The 22,875-nt window shown below is 64.5% G+C and carries 21 protein-coding genes; 10 read left to right on the top strand and 11 right to left on the bottom strand.

Translation table 11 applies throughout. From position 1 onward, the window contains the following. The first annotated feature begins 20 nt into the window (after positions 1-20). Positions 21-524 carry an Lrp/AsnC family transcriptional regulator gene (locus HDG32_RS26330; RefSeq protein WP_090811115.1) on the top strand — a complete coding sequence of 168 codons (504 nt, stop codon included), beginning with the start codon at positions 21-23 and terminating at the stop codon, positions 522-524. A 93-nt stretch (positions 525-617) separates the two neighbouring features. Here HDG32_RS26330 and HDG32_RS26335 read toward each other — a convergent pair whose 3' ends face one another. The 11 genes from HDG32_RS26335 to HDG32_RS26385 all read right to left on the bottom strand — a co-directional run bounded on the left by HDG32_RS26335 (position 618) and on the right by HDG32_RS26385 (position 11,017). Beyond that, positions 618-1,019 carry a helix-turn-helix domain-containing protein gene (locus HDG32_RS26335; RefSeq protein ID WP_184071916.1) on the bottom strand — a complete coding sequence of 134 codons (402 nt, stop codon included), beginning with the start codon at positions 1,017-1,019 and terminating at the stop codon, positions 618-620. An 11-nt stretch (positions 1,020-1,030) separates the two neighbouring features. Then, positions 1,031-2,203, bottom strand: coding sequence for an FAD-binding oxidoreductase (locus HDG32_RS26340; protein ID WP_184071918.1), 1,173 nt, complete (start codon positions 2,201-2,203; stop codon positions 1,031-1,033). Next, complete coding sequence (locus HDG32_RS26345) at positions 2,200-3,576, bottom strand: NAD(P)/FAD-dependent oxidoreductase (RefSeq protein WP_184071920.1); 1,377 nt, start codon at positions 3,574-3,576, stop codon at positions 2,200-2,202. Before HDG32_RS26345 ends, HDG32_RS26340 begins: the two co-directional genes overlap by 4 nt. Continuing rightward, positions 3,555-3,866: a (2Fe-2S)-binding protein gene (locus HDG32_RS26350; RefSeq protein ID WP_184071922.1), complete on the bottom strand. Its 312-nt coding sequence runs from the start codon at positions 3,864-3,866 to the stop codon at positions 3,555-3,557. Before HDG32_RS26350 ends, HDG32_RS26345 begins: the two co-directional genes overlap by 22 nt. Further along, positions 3,863-4,639, bottom strand: a complete 777-nt coding sequence (locus HDG32_RS26355; RefSeq protein ID WP_184071923.1) for an amino acid ABC transporter ATP-binding protein — start codon at positions 4,637-4,639, stop codon at positions 3,863-3,865. Before HDG32_RS26355 ends, HDG32_RS26350 begins: the two co-directional genes overlap by 4 nt. 18 nt (positions 4,640-4,657) lie before the next feature. Continuing rightward, a complete protein-coding gene (locus HDG32_RS26360) occupies positions 4,658-5,314 on the bottom strand; it encodes an amino acid ABC transporter permease (protein WP_184071925.1) in 657 nt (218 codons plus the stop codon). Between the two features lie 114 nt (positions 5,315-5,428). Beyond that, positions 5,429-6,232 (bottom strand): ABC transporter substrate-binding protein, encoded by an 804-nt coding sequence (locus HDG32_RS26365; protein ID WP_184071928.1) that lies wholly within the window; start codon positions 6,230-6,232, stop codon positions 5,429-5,431. A gap of 77 nt (positions 6,233-6,309) precedes the next feature. Then, positions 6,310-7,587, bottom strand: coding sequence for an FAD-binding oxidoreductase (locus HDG32_RS26370; RefSeq protein WP_184071930.1), 1,278 nt, complete (start codon positions 7,585-7,587; stop codon positions 6,310-6,312). An 81-nt stretch (positions 7,588-7,668) separates the two neighbouring features. After that, positions 7,669-8,337 carry a haloacid dehalogenase type II gene (locus tag HDG32_RS26375; RefSeq protein ID WP_184071932.1) on the bottom strand — a complete coding sequence of 223 codons (669 nt, stop codon included), beginning with the start codon at positions 8,335-8,337 and terminating at the stop codon, positions 7,669-7,671. Positions 8,338-8,443: 106 nt separating this feature from the next. Next, on the bottom strand, positions 8,444-9,937 hold the full coding sequence (locus HDG32_RS26380) for an aldehyde dehydrogenase (protein WP_184071934.1): 1,494 nt from the start codon (positions 9,935-9,937) through the stop codon (positions 8,444-8,446). 465 nt (positions 9,938-10,402) lie between these two features. Further along, positions 10,403-11,017 (bottom strand): cupin domain-containing protein, encoded by a 615-nt coding sequence (locus HDG32_RS26385; RefSeq protein WP_184071936.1) that lies wholly within the window; start codon positions 11,015-11,017, stop codon positions 10,403-10,405. A 318-nt stretch (positions 11,018-11,335) separates the two neighbouring features. Between HDG32_RS26385 and HDG32_RS26390 the strand changes: the two genes are divergently transcribed. The 9 genes from HDG32_RS26390 to HDG32_RS26430 all read left to right on the top strand — a co-directional run bounded on the left by HDG32_RS26390 (position 11,336) and on the right by HDG32_RS26430 (position 22,868). After that, complete coding sequence (locus HDG32_RS26390; protein WP_184071938.1) at positions 11,336-12,220, top strand: GNAT family N-acetyltransferase; 885 nt, start codon at positions 11,336-11,338, stop codon at positions 12,218-12,220. A 6-nt stretch (positions 12,221-12,226) separates the two neighbouring features. After that, positions 12,227-13,150 carry a glyoxylate/hydroxypyruvate reductase A gene (locus HDG32_RS26395; protein WP_184071940.1) on the top strand — a complete coding sequence of 308 codons (924 nt, stop codon included), beginning with the start codon at positions 12,227-12,229 and terminating at the stop codon, positions 13,148-13,150. 94 nt (positions 13,151-13,244) lie between these two features. Further along, complete coding sequence (locus tag HDG32_RS26400) at positions 13,245-14,333, top strand: tartrate dehydrogenase (RefSeq protein ID WP_184071942.1); 1,089 nt, start codon at positions 13,245-13,247, stop codon at positions 14,331-14,333. Between the two features lie 83 nt (positions 14,334-14,416). Then, positions 14,417-15,895 (top strand): NAD-dependent succinate-semialdehyde dehydrogenase, encoded by a 1,479-nt coding sequence (locus tag HDG32_RS26405; RefSeq protein ID WP_184071944.1) that lies wholly within the window; start codon positions 14,417-14,419, stop codon positions 15,893-15,895. A gap of 2 nt (positions 15,896-15,897) precedes the next feature. Beyond that, complete coding sequence (locus HDG32_RS26410) at positions 15,898-16,890, top strand: M14 family metallopeptidase (RefSeq protein WP_184071946.1); 993 nt, start codon at positions 15,898-15,900, stop codon at positions 16,888-16,890. Beyond that, a complete protein-coding gene (locus tag HDG32_RS26415; RefSeq protein ID WP_018422376.1) occupies positions 16,887-17,231 on the top strand; it encodes a cupin domain-containing protein in 345 nt (114 codons plus the stop codon). Before HDG32_RS26410 ends, HDG32_RS26415 begins: the two co-directional genes overlap by 4 nt. Before the next feature lie 52 nt (positions 17,232-17,283). Next, on the top strand, positions 17,284-18,612 hold the full coding sequence (locus HDG32_RS26420) for an FAD-binding oxidoreductase (RefSeq protein ID WP_184071948.1): 1,329 nt from the start codon (positions 17,284-17,286) through the stop codon (positions 18,610-18,612). A 294-nt stretch (positions 18,613-18,906) separates the two neighbouring features. Continuing rightward, positions 18,907-20,040, top strand: coding sequence for a substrate-binding domain-containing protein (locus tag HDG32_RS26425; RefSeq protein WP_184071950.1), 1,134 nt, complete (start codon positions 18,907-18,909; stop codon positions 20,038-20,040). Continuing rightward, positions 20,037-22,868, top strand: coding sequence for an ATP-binding protein (locus HDG32_RS26430; RefSeq protein WP_184071952.1), 2,832 nt, complete (start codon positions 20,037-20,039; stop codon positions 22,866-22,868). The genes HDG32_RS26425 and HDG32_RS26430 overlap by 4 nt, the downstream gene beginning before the upstream one ends. The last annotated feature ends 7 nt before the right edge of the window (positions 22,869-22,875 follow it).

Genomic DNA, 22,875 nt, shown 5'->3' on the forward strand with positions numbered 1-22,875 from the left:
TTCGACGGGCAGACCGATACATGACGACAAGCGGCGACACGAAGCTGGACCGGATCGACCTGCGTATTCTTTCGCAACTCCAGAAGAAAGGCCGTATCACGAACGTCGAGCTTGCGGACGCCGTGGGGCTCTCGCCGAGCCCCTGTCTGATTCGCGTGAAAAGGCTTGAAAAAGCCGGCTATATCGTCGGCTACGGCGCACATATCCAACTGCAGAAACTCGGTGACGTGCAGATCGTGTTCACCGAGGTCACGCTCGCCGACCATCGTCGCGAAGACTTCGCCAAGTTCGAGGCGGCGATCCGTCCTGTGGACGAGATCATTGAATGCCATCTGGCGAGCGGCGGCTACGATTACCTGCTGAAGTTCGTCACGCGCAGCGTCAATCATTATCAGAGCGTGATCGAAGGGCTGCTGGAGCGCGACATCGGCATCGAGAAGTATTTCAGCTACGTCATCATCAAGACGCCATTCGTGAAATCCGAATACCCGCTGGAAACGCTTTTCTCGCAGCAGCATCAATGAAGCGGTGATGGTTTCGGCTGCGCGCAGCCGGCCCGATCGGGTCGAATGCGTTCGAGGCCACCGGCGCGACGCCGGTGGCCTGTCGACTTGCAGTCAACCATTCGCGCTCAGCCATTCCCCCGGCGTTCTGCCAAGCACACGTTTGAAGTGCCGGCATAGATGGCTTTGATCGAAGAAGCCCACCTCGGTCGCGACGATCGACGGCGGCAAGCCTCGTCGCAACAGGCGCTGCGCATGCCGTACGCGCACCAGCCGCACATATTGCTGCGGCGACACGCCAATCTCCGCGCTGAAGCGCACCGCAAACCTCGAAATGCTCAACTGCGCGACGGCAGCCAGTTCGGACAGGCTGATTGGCTCGGCGAAACAGGCATCGATGAAGTCGAGCGCACGCTGCACGGCGCGGCTCACGCGATTCGGCGCGCGCGTCGGATGACGGCTCGCGCCCGCAAGCTCAGGCGCGGATGATGATGAGGTTGGGCTCAGGCTCAGCATCGACGCTCCGCTCACGCAACGCGCGACGTGGGCGGCACTGTCGGTGCCGTCTCCCGACCGGTCGCGAAGCGGCGGATGTCGAACGGCTCGAGCGGCGTGCTGGTGGCGCCGGTGTCGATCAGTTCGGCCATCGTGTCGCCTACGCCCGGACCAAGCTGAAAACCGTGGCCGCAAAAACCGAACGCATAGAACAGTCCGCCGGTCGTCCCGCTTGCACCCATGATCGGTTTGTCATCGGGCATATAGCCCTCCACGCCGCTCCACACCCGGATGATGCTCAGCTTGCGCAGCATCGGCGCGACCCGCTGCAGCTGTCTGAACTGCAGCAACGTGCTTGACGGGAGAACCTTCGCGCGACGCTCGTCGAGATACGCAGGCGCACGCGCGCAGCCGCCGATCACGATATTGCCGCGCGCGACCTGACGGAAATACACCACCTCTTCGATCTGCGGCGACGACACGCCGACCACCGGCTGGATCGCATACGGCACGGGTTCGGTAACGGCCATCTGAGGACCGTTGACGGCGATCGGCACCGCTTCGCCGAACTGCTCCGACAGCAGGTTGCCCCACGCACCCGCCGTGATCAGCAGCACGGGCGCATGAAACGTGCGGCCGTCGGCGCTCGTGGCGCGAAACTCGGCGCCCTCTTTTTCCACCGTCACGACATCGCAGTTTTCGACGATCCGCGCACCGAGCCGAGCCGCGGCGCGGGCGAACGCGGGCGCCGCGAGGCGCGGATTCGCGTGCCCGTCCATCTGCGAATAGGAGCCCGCCAGCACCTCCGCACCGAGAAACGGAAACCGCGCGCGCAGCGCGTCGCCGCGCAACAGGTCGAGCTTGAGACCGTAGTGCGCGGCCTCCTTCGCATAGGTTTCGAACTGGTCGGCCTGCTCTTCGCGATAACAGACGCGGACATGGCCCGACATCAGAAACTCGGCGTCGTGCTGGATCAATTCCGGCAGACGCCCCCAGATTTCGCGCGAACGGTTCGCCAGCGGCAACTGCGGCAGAAAGCGCCCTTGACGGCGCACGTTACCGAAGTTGGTGCCGCTCGCCTGCTGCCCGACGAGCTGGCGCTCGAGCAGGATCACCGAGCGGCCCCGCTGCCTCAGAAAAAATGCGGCGGACGCACCCATGAACCCGCCGCCCACGATCAGAACATCGGCTTGTGCACGGTTCACTCGGTATCCTCCACGGTTGCGATGGCCAGCGGCTTGACCGGCGCCTGTCCACGAAGTCTGCCAACCTGCTCGAGCGGCACGTTCGCCGCCGCCGCGATCACCTCCGCACCCGCATGGCCGCAGTAACGTCCCTGACAGCGCCCCATACCGACACGGCTAAAGGCCTTGGCACGGTTCGCTTCCTGCGCGCCTTCATCGCGCACCACGCGGCGCAGTTCGCCCGCGGTGATGCCTTCGCACCGGCAAACGATCGTATCGTCGGACAGACGCGCCGCCTGCGCGGCAGGCCACGCAAACGCCTCTGCCAGACCCAGCCGGAAGCGATCCGTTTTGCGCTGTTCACGCATCAACGCGTCGAGCGTGGTCGCCGCAACGGGCCGCCCGAGATCGCTCAGCGCAGCGTGGGCCGCGAGCCGTCCGGCGACCTCGGCGCCGTCCGCGCCGAGCACGCGCGCGCCATCGCCCGCGATATAGACGCCCTTTTCGCTACTGCGACCGAGTTCGTCGATTTGCGGCACCCATTGCCGCGTGATCGCGTCGAAACGGAACGCACAGCGCGCGAGATCGGCAAGCTGGGTCTCCGGCCGCAGGTGATAGCCGAGACCGACCGCGTCGCATTCGACCTGCGCGACGTTGCCGCGCGCATCGCGAAAGCGTACGCCAAGCACGCCGTCGTCCGGAGTGCCGAGAATTTCGAGCGGCTCGATGCCATTTTCCACCCGCACGCCTGAGCGCTTCAATGCGGTCACGAGCGCGCGGCCCTTGCGCAATACGTCGACGCGCGCCAGCAATTTGGGCAGCGCGCGCAAGCGCGCACCGGTCTTCGACGTGTCGAGTACCGCCGCTACCCTGGCGCCCGCCTGCACATACTGGTTCGCGACCAGATACAGCAATGGGCCGGTACCCATGAAAACGACCTGACGGCCAATCGCGCAGGCTTGCGACTTCAGCGCGATCTGCGCGGCACCGAGGCTGTAGGTACCGGCGAACTGCCAGCCTTTGACCGGCATCAACCGGTCGGTCGCGCCGGGGCACAGGATCAGCGCGTCGTAGCGCAACACGCTCGCGTGTCCTTCATGCACGATATGCAGCTTGCCTTGCGCGACGTTCCACGCCAGCGTCTGCGGACGGTAATCGATCTGCGGGCGCAGTCGCTCGAAAGTCTGATGGAGGTTCTCCGCCCGCGCGGCTTCCGTGCCGTACAGCTTCGAATACGGCCGCGTGAAGCCATCGGGCTGACGCCGGTAGATCTGGCCGCCATCGCGCCTGCCTTCGTCGACGACGATCGGGCGGATGCCGGCCGCCAGCAGCGTTTGCGCGCAGCGCACCCCTGCAGGCCCGGCGCCGACGATTACGATGCGAGGTTCGGCCATTGCGCCTCCGGTTGCGTCGTGACGACGCGCATGCCTGCTTCGACCACCGTGGTGCAGGCGCGCAGCCGCTCGCCGTCCGCGGTCCATACCCAGCAGTCCTGACACGCGCCCATCAGGCAAAAGCCCGCACGTCGTTCCGCGCCGAACTCGGACTGCCGCACATGCCGCACCGAGCACAGCATCGCGGTGAGCAGCGTGTCGCCGGCCAGCGCTTCGACCGGCTCGCCGTTGATCGTCAGTTCGACTTTGGCACGAACCGTCTCGCCTACGCGTACGAATCTGCCGTTCATGCCGCGGCTCCTGCCATACCGTCGGGCGCGACGTGAGCGTCGCTGCGATTGGTCAGCACGTGGCGCAGGAACTCGCGGGTGCGCGCCTCGCGTGGCGAGCCCAGCACCTGCTGCGCCGTGCCCTCCTCGATGATGAGTCCCGCGTGCAGAAAACACACCCGGTCTGCCACCTCACGCGCAAAGCCCATTTCGTGGGTGACCACCAGCATCGTCATGCCTTCCCGTGCAAGGGTGCGCATCACGCCGAGCACTTCGCCGACCAGTTCCGGATCGAGCGCCGAGGTCGGCTCGTCGAACAGGATCGCCTTCGGCTTCATCGCAAGCGAGCGCGCAATCGCCACCCGTTGCTGCTGCCCGCCCGAAAGCTGATGAGGATAGGCGTGCAGCTTGTGGCCGAGCCCCACCTTGTCGAGCAGTTCAGACGCTTCGCGTTGCGCGTCCGCGCGCGCGAGGCGCTTGACGTGCACCGGCCCTTCCATCACGTTCTCGAGCGCCGTACGGTGCGGGAACAGATTGAAGCGCTGAAACACCATGCCGACCTGGGTGCGCAACTGGTTGATGTTACGCGCGCGCTGTTCGACGCGCTCGCCGAGCAGACGAATTTGGCCTTCGTCGTATGACTCCAGCGCGTTAATGCAGCGCAGCAGGGTTGACTTTCCCGAGCCCGACGCACCGATCAGGCAGACCACTTCGCCCTGGCGGACGTTGAGCGAAATGCCCTTGAGAACGGGTACGGTGCCAAAACTCTTGTGCACATTCGTGATTTCGATCATCGCATCCTCACTTCGCACTTATCTCGCCCTGTGCCGACCGAAACGTCGTTCAAGCGTGCGGGTCATGCTCATCAGCGGCAAGCTCATCGCGAGATAGCCGAGCGCGACGAGCGTATATACCGTCAGATTCTGAAACGTCGACGACGCGATCAGTTGGCCTTCGCGCGTCATTTCGGCGACCGTGATGGTCGACGCGAGCGATGAATCCTTCAGCATCATCACGAGCGTGTTGCTGTACGGCGGCAGCGCGACCTTGATCGCCTGCGGCAGGATCACCCGTATCATCGTCTTCACGCGGCCCATGCCGATCGACTGCGCGGCTTCGTACTGGCCCGGATCGACTGCCTCGATACCCGCCCGGAAAATTTCCGCGACGTAAGTCGAGTAACCGAAACCAAGCCCAATGATGCTGGCCTGCAGCGCCGACACCTGGATGTGGATTTCCGGCAGCACGAAGTAGATGTAGAACAGCAGCACGATCATCGGCAGGCCGCGCACGACGTTGATCATCGTGCTCACACCGCGTACGACGAGGGGATAGCGCGACATCTTCAACAATGCCCAGGTCAGGCCGAGCACGGTGCTCAACACCAGACAACCCAGCGTGATGACGATGCTCATCACCGCGCCTTCCAGCAAAATCGGTACAAAGTCGGCTATATCTTGCCAGTGCATGTCGTGCCTTCCATTGCTCTTCGTATTCGTTCAGTCCGCCGCGCCGCTGCGCGACGGACCTGGCAGGACGAGTCCCGCGTCGCCGCAGGCACGGCTCCTTTCACGCGAAGCCAATCAGCTCACGAGGTGCCACTTTTTGAGGATCGCGTCGAGCGTGCCATCGGCCTTCATCTTCGTCAGCGCGTCGTTGATCTTCGCCATCAGCGCGCTATTGCCCTTCTTCACCGCGATCGCGATGTCGAACTTTTCCATCGGCACATACGCGTCGTCGACCCGCGTCCCCGCCATCGCGCCCGCGGCTTCCTGGGCCTTCAGGATCGGATAGTCGTTGAAGCCCGCGACGATGCGGCCAAGCGCGACATCGCGGGTCATGTCGGCGGGGCTGTCGTACATCTTCACTTCGGTGAAGATGCCGAGTTTCTTCAACTGATCGCCGTAGTCGGTACCGGTCGGCGCCCCGACCGTCATGCCCTTCAGGTCCTGCACCGAGTGATAGACCGCCTTGTTCGTGTCCTTCACGATGATGCCTTCGCCAAACGCCGTCACCGGCTGCGAGAAATCGACCACTTCGGCGCGCTTCGGCGTCGGCGTCATGCCGGCAACGATGATGTCGATCTTGCCCGCTACCACCGACTGAATCAGCGCCGAGAACGGCACCGCGTCGTACGACACGTTAAAGTTTTCGCGCCTGCCGATCTCCTTGACGACATCCGGCATCAGGCCTTCGATCTGCTGCGTCTTCACGTTCATGAACGTGGTCGGCGCGCTCGACGGCGGCGAGCCCGCGGTGAGCGTCGCCGTTTCGGCAGCGTGGGCGGCGCCGAACATCATCGTCATCGCGAGGCCCGCGCCGGCGGCAAAGCGCTGCACAGTGTTGAAGCGGACGGCGGCTGCAGGCTGGAACATGAAACGCAACATGGGGATTTCCTCTGGGAATAGTGATTTTCAATCTACGCGCTGCCCGACCATCTAACGGTAGCGATCAGTCGATCCATTCAATGCAGTACATCCTGCAACCTGTAATACGCACCGACGAGCGGCAGAAACCACGCGCGTCCAAAATGTCCTGGAATCGCGGGCCATTCCAGCGTTCGCCACGGATTGCGCGAGGCGGCGCCGAACATCACGTCGGCCATCAGACGGCCCATGTGCACGGACATCTGCACACCGTGGCCGCTGTAGCCCATTGAATAGAACAGTCCTTCATGCTGGCCTGCGCGCGGCAGCCGGTCGGCCGTCATGTCGACGAGGCCGCCCCAGCAATAATCGATGCGCACGTCGGCGAGTTGCGGGAAATAGCGTGCGAGCCCATCACGCAGAATCCGCCCGCTTTTCTCGTCCGAACGCGGATTCGACATCGCGAAGCGCGCGCGGCCGCCGAACAGCAGACGCTCGTCCGGCGTCGCACGAAAATAGTTGCCGATGTTCAGCGTCGTCACATACGAGCGGCGCGTCGGCAACACCGCATCGAGGCGCGCCTTGCCCAGCGGCTCGGTTGCGACGATGAAGCTGCCGACGGGCGCGATGCGGCGCCGGAACCATTGCAGCGGACCGACCTGCGACGCACCGGTTGCAATCAGCACGCGCCCGGCGCGTACCGTCCCGAGCGGACACTGCACGTCGAACGCGTTGCCGCCGAGCGGCTTGAGGTTCGTCACCGGCGTGTTCTCGTAGATCTGCGCCCCACGCCGTGCCGCTGCCGTGCCCAGACCCACGCCGAATTTGCCCATGTGCATCTGCATGCCGTTGCGTTGCACGAGGCCGCCGAAAAAGCTGTCCGACCCGATCTCGTTGCGAATCTGCTCGGGCGGCACGAGTTCGACATCGGAATCGACTTCGCGCCGCAACACCTCGTACGACTTCGCGAGCGACGCGAAATGCTGCGGTTTCGCGGCGAGTTTGATCTTCCCGGAGTGGCGCAGATCGCAATCGATCTGCTCCTCTGCGATGATCGTTTTCACCGTTTCGACGGCGCCGGCATATGCACGGTAGAACTCGGACGCGCGGTCGCTGCCGATGCGCGCGGACAACGCGGCGTAGTCCTGCGCGACGCCCGTATTGCAATGGCCGCCGTTACGGCCCGATGCCTGCGCCGCGAGTCGGCCCGCCTCGAACACGATCACCGACATGCCACGTTTGGCCAGCTCCAACGCAGCCGACAGCCCGGTGAAGCCGCCGCCGACCACCGCAACGTCGACCCGCTGCGGTAGCGGACCCTGGACGCCGCTGGTAAAGCGTGGCGCAGTGTCGAGCCAGTAGGAGTCGAGCTTCATCGTGATGCGTTCCTGTCGGTTGGTTGCGCCGCTTTCAACGGCGCGCGGGAAGCGATGTCGTGAGAAGGCCGGACGTGCGAATCAGAGGCCGAGCAGCGATGCCAGTTGCGGGATGCCCGACACTTCGTTGACGCCGTAATACGGGTTCAGCGGCTCGTGACTGCGGTTGACGAACGCCTTGTGTTTGATGCCCATGTCGTACGCGGTCATCAGGTCATAGCGGAAGCTCGACGACACATGCAGCACGTCTTCCGGATTGCAGTCCAGTTGCGAGAACATGTACTCGAAGGCTTTCTGCAGCGGCTTGTACGCCTGCGCCTGCTGGGCGGTGTAGACCTTGTGGAACGGCGCGCCGAGCTTGTCGACGTTGCTGTGGATCTGGTCGTCCGACGCATTCGACAGGATCACGAGCTTGTACTTCGAGGCCAGTCGCGACAGCCCTTCCGGCACGTCCGCGTGCGGGCCCCAGCTCGGCACGGCCTCATAGATCTTCAGTGCGGTCGCTTCGTCGAACGGCACGCCGGTGCGTTCGCAGGTGCGGCGCACCGAGTTCACGACCACGTCGCGATAGGGCTTCCATGCGCCCAGCACTTCGTCGAGGCGGTAGCCACGGAAGAACTCGACAAACTCATCCATCTTCGCCTTGTCCAGCTTGTCGCCGTAAAGCTCGCGCGCGGTCTGGCCCATCTGGAAGTTGGTCAGCGTGCCATAGCAGTCGAAAGTGATGTACTTCGGCTCGAAATCGATCATGGTCAACATCCTGTCGTCGTGGCGAACCTGGTTGCAGGCTCGGGGTTCAGTTTCGGGTTGAATCAGTGCGGTTGATGCTTGCGTCTATCAGGTGTAAAGCCGGGCTTCACAGCGTTTCGAAATCGATCAGCACACTCTTGTGCCGCATGCTCGCCACCATCGCTTCGCGGCCGAGATCCTTGCCGATACCGGACTGGCCGAAGCCGCCCGTCGGAATGATCATGTCGCCGCTGCGGCCGTAACGGTTGATCCAGATGGTGCCCGCGGCGATGCGGCGCATCGCCCGCAGCGCCTGACCGATGTCGCTGCTATGGACCCCCGCCGCGAGACCGTAGATCGAATGCGCGGCGAGCGCGATGCCCTCTTCCTCGTCGGCGAATGTCTGTACCGTCAGCACCGGGCCGAATAGTTCCTCGCGCACGGCGGGCGTCTCTGAAGTCACATTGGCGAGCAGCGTCGGGCGGTGGAAATAGCCTTCGTCGGTGCCTTCGAAAAAGCCGCCGCCGAAGATCACTTCCGCGCCGCTCTCGCGGCTCTGCCCGATCAGCGCTTCGATGCGTCGCGCCTGGGCGCCACTGATGATCGGCGAATAAGCGGTGCGGCTGTCCCACAGCGGGCCGGGCTTGATCGGCTGCAGTTGCCGTTGAATGGCGGCGATCAGCGGCTCGGCAATGCGCTCGTGCACGATCAGCCGCGTGCCGGCCACGCAGGCCTGGCCGCCGTTGGCCGTAAAGCCGCGGGCCACACAGCGCGCCGTATGCTCGAGGTCTCGCACATGTTCGAACACCAGTTGCGGGCTCTTGCCGCCGAGTTCCAGCGTGACGGGCTTGGTGCCGTGCATCGCGGCGTCGCTCATGATCGCGGCGCCCGTGCGGGTCGAACCGGTGAAGCTCATCTTCGAGATGCCTGGGTGACGCGTCAGCGCGGCGCCCGCCGTCGCTCCACGGCCATTCACCACGTTGAAGATGCCGGGCGGAATGCCGGCTTCGATCGCGAGTTCCGCGAGACGCAGCGTCGAGAACGGCGTCATTTCCGACGGTTTCATCACGACCGCGTTGCCCGCCGCGAGCGCCGGACCGCACTTCCATGAACACATCGACAGCGGAAAATTCCACGGTGTAATCGCACCGATCACACCGTACGGCTCCGATGCAACAAAACCGAGACTGTCGCGGCGCGTGGCCGCGATATCGCCACCGAGCTTGTCGGCCAGTTCCGCGAAGAAGCGGATCGCCTCCGCGGTGAACGGCACATCTGATGTATAGCTTTCCGTCACCGGACGCGTCGAGCTGACCGTTTCGAGTTGGGCGAGACTCACCGCATCGCGATCGATCAGATCGGCCCAGCGGCTCAGCACCTTCGCGCGCTCGCGCGGAGAGCGGGTGCCCCAGCCGCTCGTCTTCCATGCAGCTAGCGCATTGCTGACTGCGTGATCGACGGTGGCGTCCGACGCGTCCGGCACATGGCCAAGCAGCGCGCCGTCCGACGGCCGGTGAACGGCGATCTGCGCTTCGGCCGCCGAATAGTACGCACCGCCAATGAAATGCCCCTGCGGCAACGGCACGGCTGAAGGATCGAAGTCGAGTGACGGAGTGAGCATGTCCGGCCTGATCAGTAGGTTCAAGTGTGTGGTGCCGCGTGCGCTCACGCATTGATGACTGCTGGCACCACTCGGCACTGCTGTTCGTCATCGCGACCGCCGAATGAACGAACATCGGGTGAAGTTCATTTTAATGAACACCAAATGAAATACTAGTGGTCAAAAATAAACTTTTGTGAACAGTTCGTTGTGCGCTGCGATACATTGCCTGCCTCGGAGAGCACACCGCCGCACTGGTGGGCACGGGCCGCAAGCCCACGCGGCTGGGGCGCGCACGAGCGAGGCGACGCGACACGCCTGTTCCGTCGTGCAATGCAAAACCGAAAAGTGAATGAGAGAAAGAACGGCGTTGACGTCAGCCGCCGTCCGTGCGAACCGGACGCGATGCGTCAGAGCGAGCGAGGAAAAGAGAGGGAAGACAGCGCCGCTTGCCACACGACATGCGGCTCCGGTACAACAAACAGATCAAAGATGAATGACGGGCGGCTGCGTGTTCATGATCCACAGCAAACGAGCAGCCTTCCTGCTTTCGTTACGCACGCTATGCGGCACCGTGCTCTTGAACTGGAAGCTGTCTCCCGCGCGCAGTTCGGAGCGCCGGTCGCCGACATTCAGCACGACCGTGCCTTCCAGCACCAGGCCCGCCTTCTCGCCGATGCCCACCAGCACCTCTTCGGAACCGGAGCCGGCCGGCAGCATGATGATCATCATCTGCAAATCGTGATCGCCGTGCGGCGACAGCAATTCTTTCTGCATGCCGTTCTTGCCGACTTCGAACAGCGGCCGCTCGGCCGCCTTGCGCACGAAATCGCCGGTGATCGGGTCCGAGACCGCGTCGTCTTCTTCGAGCAGCGCGGTCAGCGGAACCTCCAACGCCAGGCGCAGGCGCTCGAGAATACGCACCGACGGATTGGCCTTGTTGCGCTCGACCTGACTGACGGTGCCGACCGACACGCCCGCGCGCATCGCCAGTTCGTTGATCGACAGACCCTGCGCGACGCGCAGCGCGCGCAGACGAGCGCCGACGTCGCCGTGACCCGGGTCGGCCGTGCGCTTCTTGCTGAGCTCGGTTCGCTGCATGTGTTTCCCGTTGATGACGGTGCGCCCGGCTGCCTATGTGCTGCCGGTGCGGTTGTTGTGCTGGGCGCGCACGGTCGCATCCGATGAGGCGCCAGCCGCTTCGTTACAATGAACGCCCATTCAATTTTTCAGCATTATATTGAATATAGCACCCGCGGGGTGAACGCCAAAAATACCTGTGCAATTGCGTTGCGCGTCGCTGCCGCCGTGAAGCAGACCCGACCACACACCGGCCCGAATAACAAAAAGATCGTCCTATGAAGCAGGCACCGGGAATGCCACAGTCTAGGCTGATCATGCCGCCAGCAGGAGTTTGCAGTGTCCGAATCAACCGTGAAGAAATCACTGACCTATCGCCGCTTCACTGCCGATGACATCGCCGCCGCGCACGGCCTCTCGGTTGCGGTGCGCTGGCCGCACCGCGCCGATGACTGGCGCTTCATGTACGACGCCGGCACCGGCTTCGTCGCCGAAGACAATGGCGCCGTGATCGGCACCGCGCTCTGCTGGAAATTCGGCGCGGACCGCGGCACGCTCGGCCTCGTGATCGTCTCGCCGGACGAACAGGGCCGGGGCATTGGCCGCAAGCTGATGGAACTGGTGCTCGAAGAACTGGGCAACCGCGTGACCTTCCTGCACGCAACGGTCGCGGGCAAGCCGCTTTACGAAAAGCTCGGCTTCGTCAGCTGCGGCGGACTCACCCAGCATCAGGGCACGCTCGGCAGCGTGGCCGCTGTCGCGCCGCCGCCCGGCGAACAGTTGCGTGCCGCGAGGCCGGACGACACGCCGAAGCTGATCGAACTCGCGTCGCGCGCGAGCGGCTTCGACCGCAGCGCGACGATACCGGCGCTGCTCGGGTTCGCGCAAGCCGTGGTTCTCGAACGTGACGGCGAAGTGGTCGGTTTCTCGCTGTTCCGTCCGTTCGGACGCGGCTACTCGGTTGGACCGGTAGTCGCGCAGCATGGGTCCGACGATCTGCGTGCCCGCGCACTGATTTCGTACTGGCTCGCGCAGCACGCCGGCGACTTCGTGCGGATCGACGTGCCGGACGACGCCGGCATCAACGACTGGTTGACCCATGTCGGCATGCCGCGCGTCGACTCGGTCGAAAAGATGGTGCGCAACGCGCCCGCCGACTTGCGCGAGGTGGCCCCCGACCCGGGCTGGCGCGCGTTCGGCATCATCAATCAGGCGATGGCGTAACCGCCAATGACCGTCCTCTACAAAGCCGATCCGGTGCGTGGAGCGCTATGGGCCGAGCGCTTCGCGCAGCTGGCGCCCGACGTGCCGTTCCGGGTGTGGCCGGACATCGGCGATCCCACGGCCGTGCGCTATCTGGTCGCATGGCAACCGGGAGACCTCGCGCTCACGCTGCCGAATCTCGAAGTGGTGTTTTCGGTCGGCGCGGGAGTCGATCAACTGGATCTGTCGCAGATTCCGGCGCATCTGCCGGTGGTGCGGATGCTCGAGCCGGGCATCGTCGAAGGCATGGTCGAATATGTCACCGAGGCGGTGCTGGCGATTCACCGCGATCTGTTCGATTACGGGTTGCAGCAGCGGGCGCGCGTCTGGCAGCCGATGCCGTTGCGCGCCGCCGCGTCGCGTCGAATCGGCGTGCTCGGCCTCGGCATGCTTGGCCGTGCGGTACTGGAGCGTTTGCGGCTGTTCGGCTTCGCCTGCGCGGGCTGGAGCCGCTCGAAGCATGCGCTCGAAGGGATCGACTGCTATGCGGGCGAGGCCGGGCTCGATGAGTTGCTCGCCCGTGCCGACATCCTGATCTGTTTGCTGCCGCTCACGGACGCCACGCGCGGCCTGCTCTGCCGGCGGGTATTCGACATGCTGCCGCGAGGCGCGTCGCTGGTTCACGTCGGCCGCGGACCGCAACTCGTCAGCGCCGATCTGCTCGACGCGCTGCAACGCGGGCAGATTCACAGCGCGGTGCTCGATGTCATCGACCCCGAGCCGTTGCCCACCGACCATCCGCTGTGGGCGCAACCGCGCGTGCGCATCACGCCGCATATCGCGAGCGCGACGCGGCCCGAATCGGCCGTCGATGCGGTACTGGAAAACCTGCGCCGCTATCGCAGCGGCGAGCGGATGAACGGCTTGATCGACCGGACGCGCGGCTACTGATACCCATGCGCGGCCCGACCCCCGAACGCAACCCCATTTCGCCATCCGCGCGGCGTCAGCAGACGGCGCGCGATCACGGCAAGGAGAGAGACGTATGACCCGCAAATACCGCATTGCCGTGATTCCCGGCGACGGCATCGGCACCGAAGTGATGCCCGAAGGCCTGCGCGTGCTGGACGCCGCATGCAAACGCTTCGACATCGGCATCGACTACCGCCATATCGAATGGGCGTCGTGCGACTACTACGCGCAACACGGCCAGATGATGCCCGACAACTGGAAGGCGCAACTGCAGGACTGCGATGCGATTCTGTTCGGCGCGGTCGGCTGGCCCGACAAGGTGCCCGACCATATTTCGCTGTGGGGCTCGCTCCTGAAGTTTCGCCGCGAATTCGACCAGTACGTGAACCTGCGCCCCGCGCGGCTGTTCGAAGGCGTGCCCTGCCCGCTCGCTAACCGCAAGCCGGGCGATATCGACTTCATGATCGTGCGCGAAAACACCGAAGGCGAGTATTCGTCGGTGGGCGGCACGATGTTCGAGGGCACCGAGCGCGAAGTCGTGATGCAGCAGTCGATCTTCACGCGCCACGGCACCGAGCGCGTGATGAAGTTCGCGTTCGACCTTGCACGGCGTCGAGCGAAAAAACTCACGGTTGCAACGAAGAGCAACGGTATCGCGATCAGCATGCCGTGGTGGGACGCCCGCGCCGATGAAATGGCCGCCCGCTACCCGGATGTGAAGATGGACCGTCAGCACATCGACATCCTGTGCGCGCGCTTCGTACTGAACCCGGATCGCTTCGACGTGGTGGTCGCATCGAACCTGTTCGGCGACATCCTTTCCGATCTCGGGCCGGCGTGCACGGGGACGATCGGCATCGCGCCGTCGGGCAACCTGAATCCCGATCGGCGTTTTCCGTCGCTGTTCGAGCCGGTGCATGGCTCGGCGCCCGACATCGCCGGCAAGGGCATTGCCAATCCGGTCGCGATGATCTGGTCGGCCGCGATGATGCTCGACTTTCTCGGCCACGGCGCGGGTGTCGAGCGCGATGCGCACGACACCATCGTCGCCGCGATCACGCGGGTGCTGAAGGAAGGCCCGCGCACGGGCGACCTGGGCGGCAGCGCATCGACCACGGAGGTCGGCGCGGCGATCGCGGCTCGGGTCGCCAATCCGTCCTGATCACTCACAGAGCAGGCAGCACTGACTGCCCGGCGCGCGTCGGGCGCTCTGCCATCGCATGCCAACCGGCACGGAGACCTCATATGAGCACGAATCTCGAACAACAGGCCCGCGCGCTGATCCGCACGGAGAACTTCATCAACGGCGAGTGGGTCGCCGCCGCGAGCGGTCGGCGTTTCGCGGTCACCGATCCGGCGACCGGCAAGCCGATCGCGGAAGTTGCCGACAGCGGCCCCAGCGATGCGCGAGCGGCCACGGACGCCGCCGCCAAAGCGCTGCCCGCGTGGCGCGCGAGGCTGGCCAGCGAACGCGCGGCGGTACTGCACCGCTGGCACGCGTTGATCGTCGCGAATCGCGACGCACTCGGTGCGTTGATCTCACTCGAACAAGGCAAGCCGCTCGCCGAAGGACGCGCCGAGGTGAACTATGGCGCGTCGTACGTCGCGTGGTTCGCCGACGAAGCCACCCGCATCTACGGCGACCTGATTCCGCAGCAGCAGCGCGGCAAACGGATGAGCGCGGTCAAGGAACCGATCGGGGTCGTCGCGGCCATCACGCCCTGGAATTTTCCGCTTGCGATGATCGCGCGCAAGATCGCACCCGCGCTCGCGGCGGGCTGCACGGTGGTCGCGAAACCCGCGGAAGACACGCCGCTCACCGCGATCGCACTGGTGATGCTGGCGCACGAGGCGGGCGTGCCGAACGGCGTGCTCAACCTGATCTCGGCTTCGCGTGCGGGGGCGGCCGAGACGGTCGGCGACTGGCTCGCCGACAGCCGTGTCCGCAAGATCACGTTTACCGGATCGACGCCCGTCGGCAAGCATCTCGCGCGCGAATCGGCGGGCACGCTGAAGAAGCTCTCGCTGGAACTCGGCGGCAATGCGCCGTTCATCGTATTCGACGACGCCGACCTCGATGCCGCGGTCAATGGCCTGCTGGCCGCGAAATTCCGCAATGGCGGGCAGACCTGCGTGTGTCCGAACCGCGTCTTCGTGCAGCGCGGCGTATACGAACGTTTCTCCGCGCTGCTGTGCGCGAAAGTGGCCGAACTGCGGGTCGGACCCGCCAGCGACCCCGCCTCGCAGATCGGGCCCATGATCAATGAGCGCGCTGTGGACAAGATCGCTCGTCATGTCGAGGACGCGCTCGAGAACGGCGCGCTCGTGCTGACGGGCGGACGACGGCTCACCGAGCTGGGACCGCACTACTACGCGCCCACGGTGCTGGGTAACGCCACGTCGTCGATGGTGTTGTGCGGCGAGGAAACCTTCGGCCCGGTCGTGCCGCTGTTCCCATTCGACAGCGAGCAGGAAGCGGTGCAGGCCGCCAACGACACGCCGTTCGGGCTCGCCTCGTACTTCTACAGCGAGAACATGCGCCGTATCGAGCGTGTCTCGCGCGCCCTGGAAGCTGGCATCGTCGGTATCAACGAAGGCGCGCTCGCTTCAGAAGCGGCGCCGTTCGGCGGTGTGAAGGAATCCGGCTACGGTCGCGAAGGATCGAAGTATGGTCTCGATGACTATCTGTCGATCAAGTATCTGTGTCAGGGAGGTCTGGAGTAAACATGGAAGCCTATCCGATCGAAGTCGCATTTCCGGACCTCTCGGCGCACGCCGACGGCAATACCGGCATTGCATACGTGCACTCGTTCGACTCCGGCCAAGCCGGGCCGCACGTGATGATCAATGCGCTCACGCATGGCAACGAAGTGTGCGGCGCGATCACCGTCGACGCGTTGTTGCGCAGCGGCCTGCGCCCGCGCCGCGGCAAGCTCACGCTATCGTTCGCGAACGTCGCCGCGTATGCGCGGTTCGATCCCGCGACACCAGACAAAGCGCGTTTCGTCGATCAGGACTTCAACCGCGTCTGGACCGCCGCGAAGCTCGACGATCTGGCGACCCGCTCGTCGGAACTCGATCGTGCGCGCGCGATGCGGCCGGTGATCGACACAGTGGATCTGCTGCTCGACCTGCATTCGATGCATGAAAAAAGCGCGCCGCTGATCGTCGCGGGGCCGCTGCGCAAGGGAGCCGAACTGGCCGAGCGGCTCGGCACGCCCGCCACCGTGGTTCAGGACGAAGGCCATCCCGAAGGCCGCCGGATGCGCGACTACGAGGGCTTCGGCGACGACACGAGTCCGAAGAATGCCCTGTTGATCGAATGCGGCCAGCACTGGCAAGCCAGCGCGGTGACGGTTGCGCGCGACTGCACCGCACGCTTTCTGTTGCTGTCGGGCATCGTCGACGCAGCCGACCTGCCGCCCGGCTGGATCGCGCCATTGCCCGACGAAATGCGCATCGTGCGCGTGACAGAACCGGTCGTCGCCAGGAGCATGGATTTCCGTTTCGCGGGTCCTTATACAGGCCTCGAGACGTTCGACAAGGCCGGCACCGTGATCGCATGGTCCGACGGTCAGCCAGTCTCGACTCCGTACGATGACTGCATGCTGGTGATGCCCTCGCTGCGCCAGTTGCGCGCCGGCGTCACCGTGGTCCGGCTAGGCCGGATCGACCGACGTATCGACCTCCGCTCACGACAACAGGAAACAGCGCAATGAAAGTTCAGCAGATCAGGCAAGCCGCGGAAGTCTCCGCACTGGAGGATTGGGGAACCGCGGGCCTGCCCGGTACCGAACCGTCGCGCGTATCGGGACGCCAGTACGTCATTCCCGGTCACGAAGCAATCGATACCGGCGTGTTCGAGTGCTCGCCCGGCACCTATCGGCGCTCCGTCAAGCAGGCGGAGGTGATGCATTTCATCAAGGGCAGCGGCACCTTCACGCCCGACGGAGAAGACACGGTCCGCTTCGCCGCCGGCGACACGCTATTTTTCCAAGCCAACACGGAAGGACTCTGGAACATCGATGAAACGCTGCGGAAGATCTACGTGATCTTCTGACAGCGTACGCACCCGGTATCCGGCTGCTCATGTCAATCATGGTTGCTCAAACATGCTAAGAATCGACGAAGTCCCGAATAGCGAGGGGTTCCCCGATCGCTGCGACGTAGCCGTGATCGGCGGCGGCATTATCGGCGTCAGCACCGCTTACGAGCTGGCACGGCGCGGCGTATCGGTCGTGCTGCTCGAAAAAGGCATCATTGGCGCGGAGCAGTCGGGGCGCAACTGGGGTTGGGTGCGTCAGCAGAACCGCGACCTTTACGAGTTGCCGCTCGCGATGCAGAGCCTGAAGCGTTGGGGCGAGTTGAGCGACGAACTCGGCGAGGACATCGGTTTTCGGCGCAGCGGCATTCTGTACGGAAGCGAGCAGTCTGCCGATGTCGCCCAGTGGGAAGCATGGCTCGGCAAGGCGCGCGGGCTCGGCTTCGACAGTCAGCTGCTGTCGGCTCGAGAACTGGCCGCGCGCGTTCCGCATAGTCGGGCGAAGTGGGCGGGCGGCGTGTGGTCGCATTCCGATGGACGCGCGGAGCCGTCGCGAGCAGCGCCTGCCATCGCAAGAGGCGCGCAACGACTCGGCGCGCGCGTGCATCAGACCTGTGCGGTTCGCGGACTCGACAGCAGCGCGGGTCGAATCTCCGGCGTATGGACCGAGCGCGGCCGGATTGGCGCGAGCAGCGTCGTGCTGGCCGGCGGCGCGTGGAGCGCCCTGTTCTGCCGGCACCATGGGATCGATCTGCCGGCGGTCAATGTGATCGGCACCGCGCTGCGCACGGCGGAAGCGCCGGCCGTGATAGACGGGTGCTTCTCCGGCCCGAACTTCGCGTTGCGGCGGCGGCTGGACGGCGGCTACACGGTCGCGGTGCCAGGCTATGGACGCATGGAGATCGCGCCACAGAACCTGCGGCACGCGGCCAAGTTTCGCCAGATGTTCCGCAGCAAACTCAACAAGAAGCTCAAATTCCGGATCGCGCAACCTTTCTTCGGCGGCCCCGAAGGAAGTGCGGACTGGCGCCACGACGACATCTCTCCGTTCGAGGTGACGCGGGTTCTCAATCCCGTGCCCGATGCCGAGTGGCCGACCCGTGCACTCCAAAACGTTGCGACGGTCTTTCCCGAACTGTCGGGATTGCGTATCGCTCATGCTTGGGCAGGCGCGATCGACACGATGCCCGATCTGGTGCCGGTGATGTCACGCGTGGAGAGCAAGCCGGGCCTTGTGATCGCTTCGGGGTTCAGCGGTCATGGATTCGGGCTGGGACCGGGAGCCGGCATGCTGGTTAGCCGCATCGTGACGGACGACGCGACTGGGATCGAGACACAGCCATATCGATTGACGCGCTTTAGCGATGGCACCCGGCTGGCGAAACCCGAGATGATGTAACACCTGACGTCGCCCCGCGAAAGCGGGCCTTCAGTGCTGTACAGCCGCGCTCAGCGTACCCCGCGAAATCTCATGTTTATGGCTTGCGATCGATGAACGATTGATCGCGCAATCGTGGCAAACACTGACCATCAGACCATTGCAGTTGAGTGCCGACCACGCTTGATCCGATCTGCGCCAGCGCATGACCGATGACACGCGGGAATCGGCTTGTAATATCCTGCTAAAAAGGTCATCCGCGAGCGGCTTTGGGCAACCCCAATCGACCTCGACGGAGCCCATGGGGGGAACAGCATGAAGGGCTTCCTTCTGGCATTGGCTTGCGCGTGTGTGCTGCCGGCCGCCGCCGCGCAGGATTTATTGCCTGGCCCTGCGCCCGGAGGCCCGGTCGCCGCGACGGACTTCCTGGCCCTGGCCAGGCGAGTGGTCGACGCCGCTTCGCGACCCGCTGCACCCTGGAAGGGGCCACGCAACGGGCCGCCTGCGCAATCTGGAAAACACATCGCGGTCGTCGCCGAGGATTTGCGCAACGGCGGCATCCTCGGTGTGGTCGATGGTGTGCTGGAGGCGGCCAAGGTGATCGGCTGGCGCGTGAGGATCTTCGATTCCGCGGGTGCGGCCGACCTGCGGCTGAAGATGCTCGCGAATGCGCTGGCAAGCCACCCCGACGGTCTGATCCTCGCCGGGGGCGATGCACGCGCGCTGCTCCCCGCACTGCGGCCGTTTGCCGAGAACAACATCCCAATCGTCGGCTGGCATGTCGCGGCCCGGGCCGGACCGGTGCCCGGCACGCCCGTGGCGATGAACGTGTCGACGGATCCGCTCGAGGTCGCGCGCGTGACCGCGCTCGCGGCCATCGTGCAGTCCGGCGGGCATGCGGGCGTCGTCATCTTCACCGATTCCAATTTCCGAATTGCGCAAGGCAAGGCGGATGAAATGGCTGCCGTCGTTCGCGCGTGCAGTGGCTGTACCCTGCTTGAAGTGCGCGACGTGGCGATTTCGCGCAGCCGGGAACTGGTGCCGGGGACGACACGCGCCCTGCTCGCGCGTTACGGCCCGCGCTGGACCTGTGCGCTGGCGATCAACGACATCTACTTCGACTACGCCGCCCCGGTGTTGACCCAGGTGGGAATGCCGAACGCTGCAATGATCATGCTGTCGGCTGGCGACGGCAGCGAGTCCGCCTTCCTGCGCATCCGCACCGGCACGTTCCAGACCGGCACCGTGGCCGAACCCCTGAATCTGCACGGCTGGCAACTGGTCGACGAAATGAACCGACTTTTCGCGGGCGTTGGCGTCACGGGTTACGTGACGCCGGTGCATCTCGTGACGGCGGACAACGTCGCCGCGGACGGCGGCGATCGTCTACTCTACGACCCTGACAACGGCTATCGCGACATTTATCGTCAGATCTGGCAACGACCGTGAAACTGCCTTTCCCACAATCGCTCACCGCTCAATTTGCGCTCATTGTTTCGTGCCTGGCCGCGCTGGTGGTCGTCGTCGGAGCCACGACGATTTACTCGTTGACCGGTTCGGCCCACTCGATCCGTCAGCTGGCCGAAGAGCGGCTCACGCGCCTCGCGGATGCGCAGGATCTGGTACAGCACACGCTGACCATTGAACGCCTCGCATTGCAGTTGTCTCGCGACGATACGATCGATGCCGTGCGCGAGACCCATCGGCATGTGCTCGAACAGCTGGCATCCTTCGACCGCCTGGTTGACCGCCTGGCCTCCGCGGCCGCAAGCGACGACCCAGGGGTCGACGCGCTGACGCTTTATCGGTCGAGCCAACGCTTTCGCAACATCGCCAACATCGAGGCGCAGGTGCGCGAGACCGCGCTCGGCCCCCGGGGTGCGCCGGCGGATGGGCAGCGGCCGGGCGTGTCGCTGACCAGCCTCGACAGGGACCTGCGCGGCGCGGCCGAGGCTCTGGCCGTCGCGGCGCAACGGCAGTCCGATTTTTTGACGCGCGACTACCGCGAAGCAGTCCAGGATCTGGCCGTTCGCGCAGATCGCACACGCAAATGGGTGGCGGGTGGAGTCGCGGTGAGCCTGCTGCTCACCTGGCTAATCGCCCGCGAATTCCTCGGGCGCCATGTCGTGGCGCGCCTGCGCCGCGTCAGTCACTTTCTGCGGCACGGCGATGCCGGGAGCACGCAAGCCGGAGTCCCCGTGCACGGCGGCGACGAGATTGCCGATATGGCGCGCGCAGTCGAGCAGTTCCTTGAAGACCGGCGCCAGCGCCGCCAGGCCGAGGATGCGTTGAAGGAGCTCAACGCCGGACTCGAGGCGCGGGTCGCACAGCGCACGGCCGAACTCAGTACGGCGCTTGCGGGTCAGGCGGCCGAGATCGCCGAACGTCAGCACGCCGAAGATGCCGTCCGGGAAAGCGAGAACTTTCTTAACAGCATCGTCGAAAACATCCCGGACACGATCTTCGTCAAGGAGGCCGCGACCTTGCGCTTCGTGCGCTGCAACAAGGCGGCGGAGCAACTTCTCGGCTACCGGCGCGAGGAGCTCCTCGGCCGGTCCGTCCACGATCTGTTTCCCGCGGCGGAGGCTGAATTCTTCGCGCTCAAGGATCGGGCCGTGCTGGAGTCGCATCACATGATCGACATACCGGAAGAGCCGGTTCATACGCGACATGGCGTGCGCCTGGTGCACACGATGAAGATCCCGATCGCCGATGTGCGCGGCGTGCCGCAGTTCCTGCTCGGCATCTCACGCGACATCACGGAGCACAAGCATGCCGAAGCGGAATTGCGGCGCTATCGCGAGCACCTCGAAGACATGATCCGAGAACGGACAGCGGAACTCGCCGTGGCCAAGGAACATGCAGATACGGCCAACCAGGCAAAAAGTAACTTTCTCGCGCACATGAGCCACGAACTGCGTACGCCGCTGAACGCGATTCTTGGTTACGCGCAGATCCTCACACGCGACACGACTCTCGATCAACGCCAGATCGACGGACTCGCAGTCATCCAGCGCAGCGGCGAACACCTGCTGATGCTCATCGACGACATCCTGGATATAGCCAAGATCGAAGCTGGACGAATGGAACTCAATCTTTCCGACGTTCCGCTCGAACAGTTCGTCTACTTTGTCGCCGAGACGATGCGGGTCAAGGCAACCGAAAAGGGACTCGCCTTCGCTTGCGAGATGCAGCCCGATCTGCCCGCGGCTGTCCGGGCGGACGAAATACGGCTGCGTCAGGCGCTGCTCAACCTGCTTTCCAACGCGATCAGATTTACCGAGCAGGGGAGCGTGCATCTGAGCGTCGCTTTTACGCCGCCCGCGCGACTATGTTTCAAAGTGCAGGACACCGGCATTGGGATAGATGAAGGGCGCCTGGAGGAAATCTTCAGGCCTTTCGAGCAAGTGAGCGACGACCGGCACCGCTTCGGCGGCACGGGGCTCGGGCTCGCCATCAGCCGGCAACTCGTACGCCTGATGGGCGGCGAGATCCATATCGAGAGTCGCCGCGATATCGGCAGCGTCTTCTCGATCGAACTGGATGTCCAGGTGGTGGCGCCCCCGGCGGCTGTCGCCGCGTCCGGACGGATCGTGAGCGGCTACAAGGGGCCGCGCAAGGCTATCCTGGTCGCGGATGACGTGGCGGAGAACCGTGCCGTGATGGTCGATATGCTGGGGCCGCTCGGATTCGACATGGCGGAGGCTGGCAACGGATCCGAAGCTCTGGAGAAAACCCGCTCCCTGCATCCTGCGCTTGTCCTGATGGATGTGGTCATGCCCGGGATGGACGGGCTCGAAGCCACGCGTCGCCTGCGCGAGATGCCCGAGTTCCGGGATCTGCCCATCGTCGCAGTCTCCGCAAGTGCCTCGGGGACCGATGCGGCGCAAAGTCTCGCGGCCGGCGCAAACGCTTTTCTTGCCAAACCGATCGATTTCTGCCGGCTATTGTCCCATGTCGCATCGCTCATGAATGTCGAGTGGATCGACGAAGCGAGCAAGGCGCAAGTCACTGGCGCGGACCACACGGCTGTACCCGCTGCCGCTCCTTTTACCGGGCCCTTGATGGCACCGCCGCAGGGGGAGATCGAAGCGCTGCACTACCTGGCGCGACTCGGCGACATGCGTGCCATCGTGCAACACGCCCGACACTTGAGCGAGCTCGACGAGCGCTATCGACCCTTCGCAGACCACCTTTGCCGGTTGGCGAAGGCTTACCGGTCCAAGGCGATCCTCAGCTTCGTCGAGCAATATCTGGAAAGGAGGCTACTGCGGTGATTCGCGC

It is taken from the genome of Paraburkholderia sp. CI2 (assembly GCF_014201055.1).
Taxonomy (GTDB): domain Bacteria; phylum Pseudomonadota; class Gammaproteobacteria; order Burkholderiales; family Burkholderiaceae; genus Paraburkholderia; species Paraburkholderia tuberum.

Excerpts from the sequence above, each read along its gene's own strand:
- HDG32_RS26330 (WP_090811115.1), top strand. The coding sequence starts at position 21 with ATGACGACAAGCGGCGACACGAAGCTGGACCGGATCGACCTGCGTATT.
- HDG32_RS26335 (WP_184071916.1), bottom strand. The coding sequence starts at position 1,019 with ATGCTGAGCCTGAGCCCAACCTCATCATCATCCGCGCCTGAGCTTGCG.
- HDG32_RS26345 (WP_184071920.1), bottom strand. The coding sequence starts at position 3,576 with ATGGCCGAACCTCGCATCGTAATCGTCGGCGCCGGGCCTGCAGGGGTG.
- HDG32_RS26350 (WP_184071922.1), bottom strand. The coding sequence starts at position 3,866 with ATGAACGGCAGATTCGTACGCGTAGGCGAGACGGTTCGTGCCAAAGTC.
- HDG32_RS26355 (WP_184071923.1), bottom strand. The coding sequence starts at position 4,639 with ATGATCGAAATCACGAATGTGCACAAGAGTTTTGGCACCGTACCCGTT.
- HDG32_RS26360 (WP_184071925.1), bottom strand. The coding sequence starts at position 5,314 with ATGCACTGGCAAGATATAGCCGACTTTGTACCGATTTTGCTGGAAGGC.
- HDG32_RS26365 (WP_184071928.1), bottom strand. The coding sequence starts at position 6,232 with ATGTTGCGTTTCATGTTCCAGCCTGCAGCCGCCGTCCGCTTCAACACT.
- HDG32_RS26370 (WP_184071930.1), bottom strand. The coding sequence starts at position 7,587 with ATGAAGCTCGACTCCTACTGGCTCGACACTGCGCCACGCTTTACCAGC.
- HDG32_RS26375 (WP_184071932.1), bottom strand. The coding sequence starts at position 8,337 with ATGATCGATTTCGAGCCGAAGTACATCACTTTCGACTGCTATGGCACG.
- HDG32_RS26380 (WP_184071934.1), bottom strand. The coding sequence starts at position 9,937 with ATGCTCACTCCGTCACTCGACTTCGATCCTTCAGCCGTGCCGTTGCCG.
- HDG32_RS26385 (WP_184071936.1), bottom strand. The coding sequence starts at position 11,017 with ATGCAGCGAACCGAGCTCAGCAAGAAGCGCACGGCCGACCCGGGTCAC.
- HDG32_RS26395 (WP_184071940.1), top strand. The coding sequence starts at position 12,227 with ATGACCGTCCTCTACAAAGCCGATCCGGTGCGTGGAGCGCTATGGGCC.
- HDG32_RS26400 (WP_184071942.1), top strand. The coding sequence starts at position 13,245 with ATGACCCGCAAATACCGCATTGCCGTGATTCCCGGCGACGGCATCGGC.
- HDG32_RS26405 (WP_184071944.1), top strand. The coding sequence starts at position 14,417 with ATGAGCACGAATCTCGAACAACAGGCCCGCGCGCTGATCCGCACGGAG.
- HDG32_RS26410 (WP_184071946.1), top strand. The coding sequence starts at position 15,898 with ATGGAAGCCTATCCGATCGAAGTCGCATTTCCGGACCTCTCGGCGCAC.
- HDG32_RS26415 (WP_018422376.1), top strand. The coding sequence starts at position 16,887 with ATGAAAGTTCAGCAGATCAGGCAAGCCGCGGAAGTCTCCGCACTGGAG.
- HDG32_RS26420 (WP_184071948.1), top strand. The coding sequence starts at position 17,284 with ATGCTAAGAATCGACGAAGTCCCGAATAGCGAGGGGTTCCCCGATCGC.
- HDG32_RS26425 (WP_184071950.1), top strand. The coding sequence starts at position 18,907 with ATGAAGGGCTTCCTTCTGGCATTGGCTTGCGCGTGTGTGCTGCCGGCC.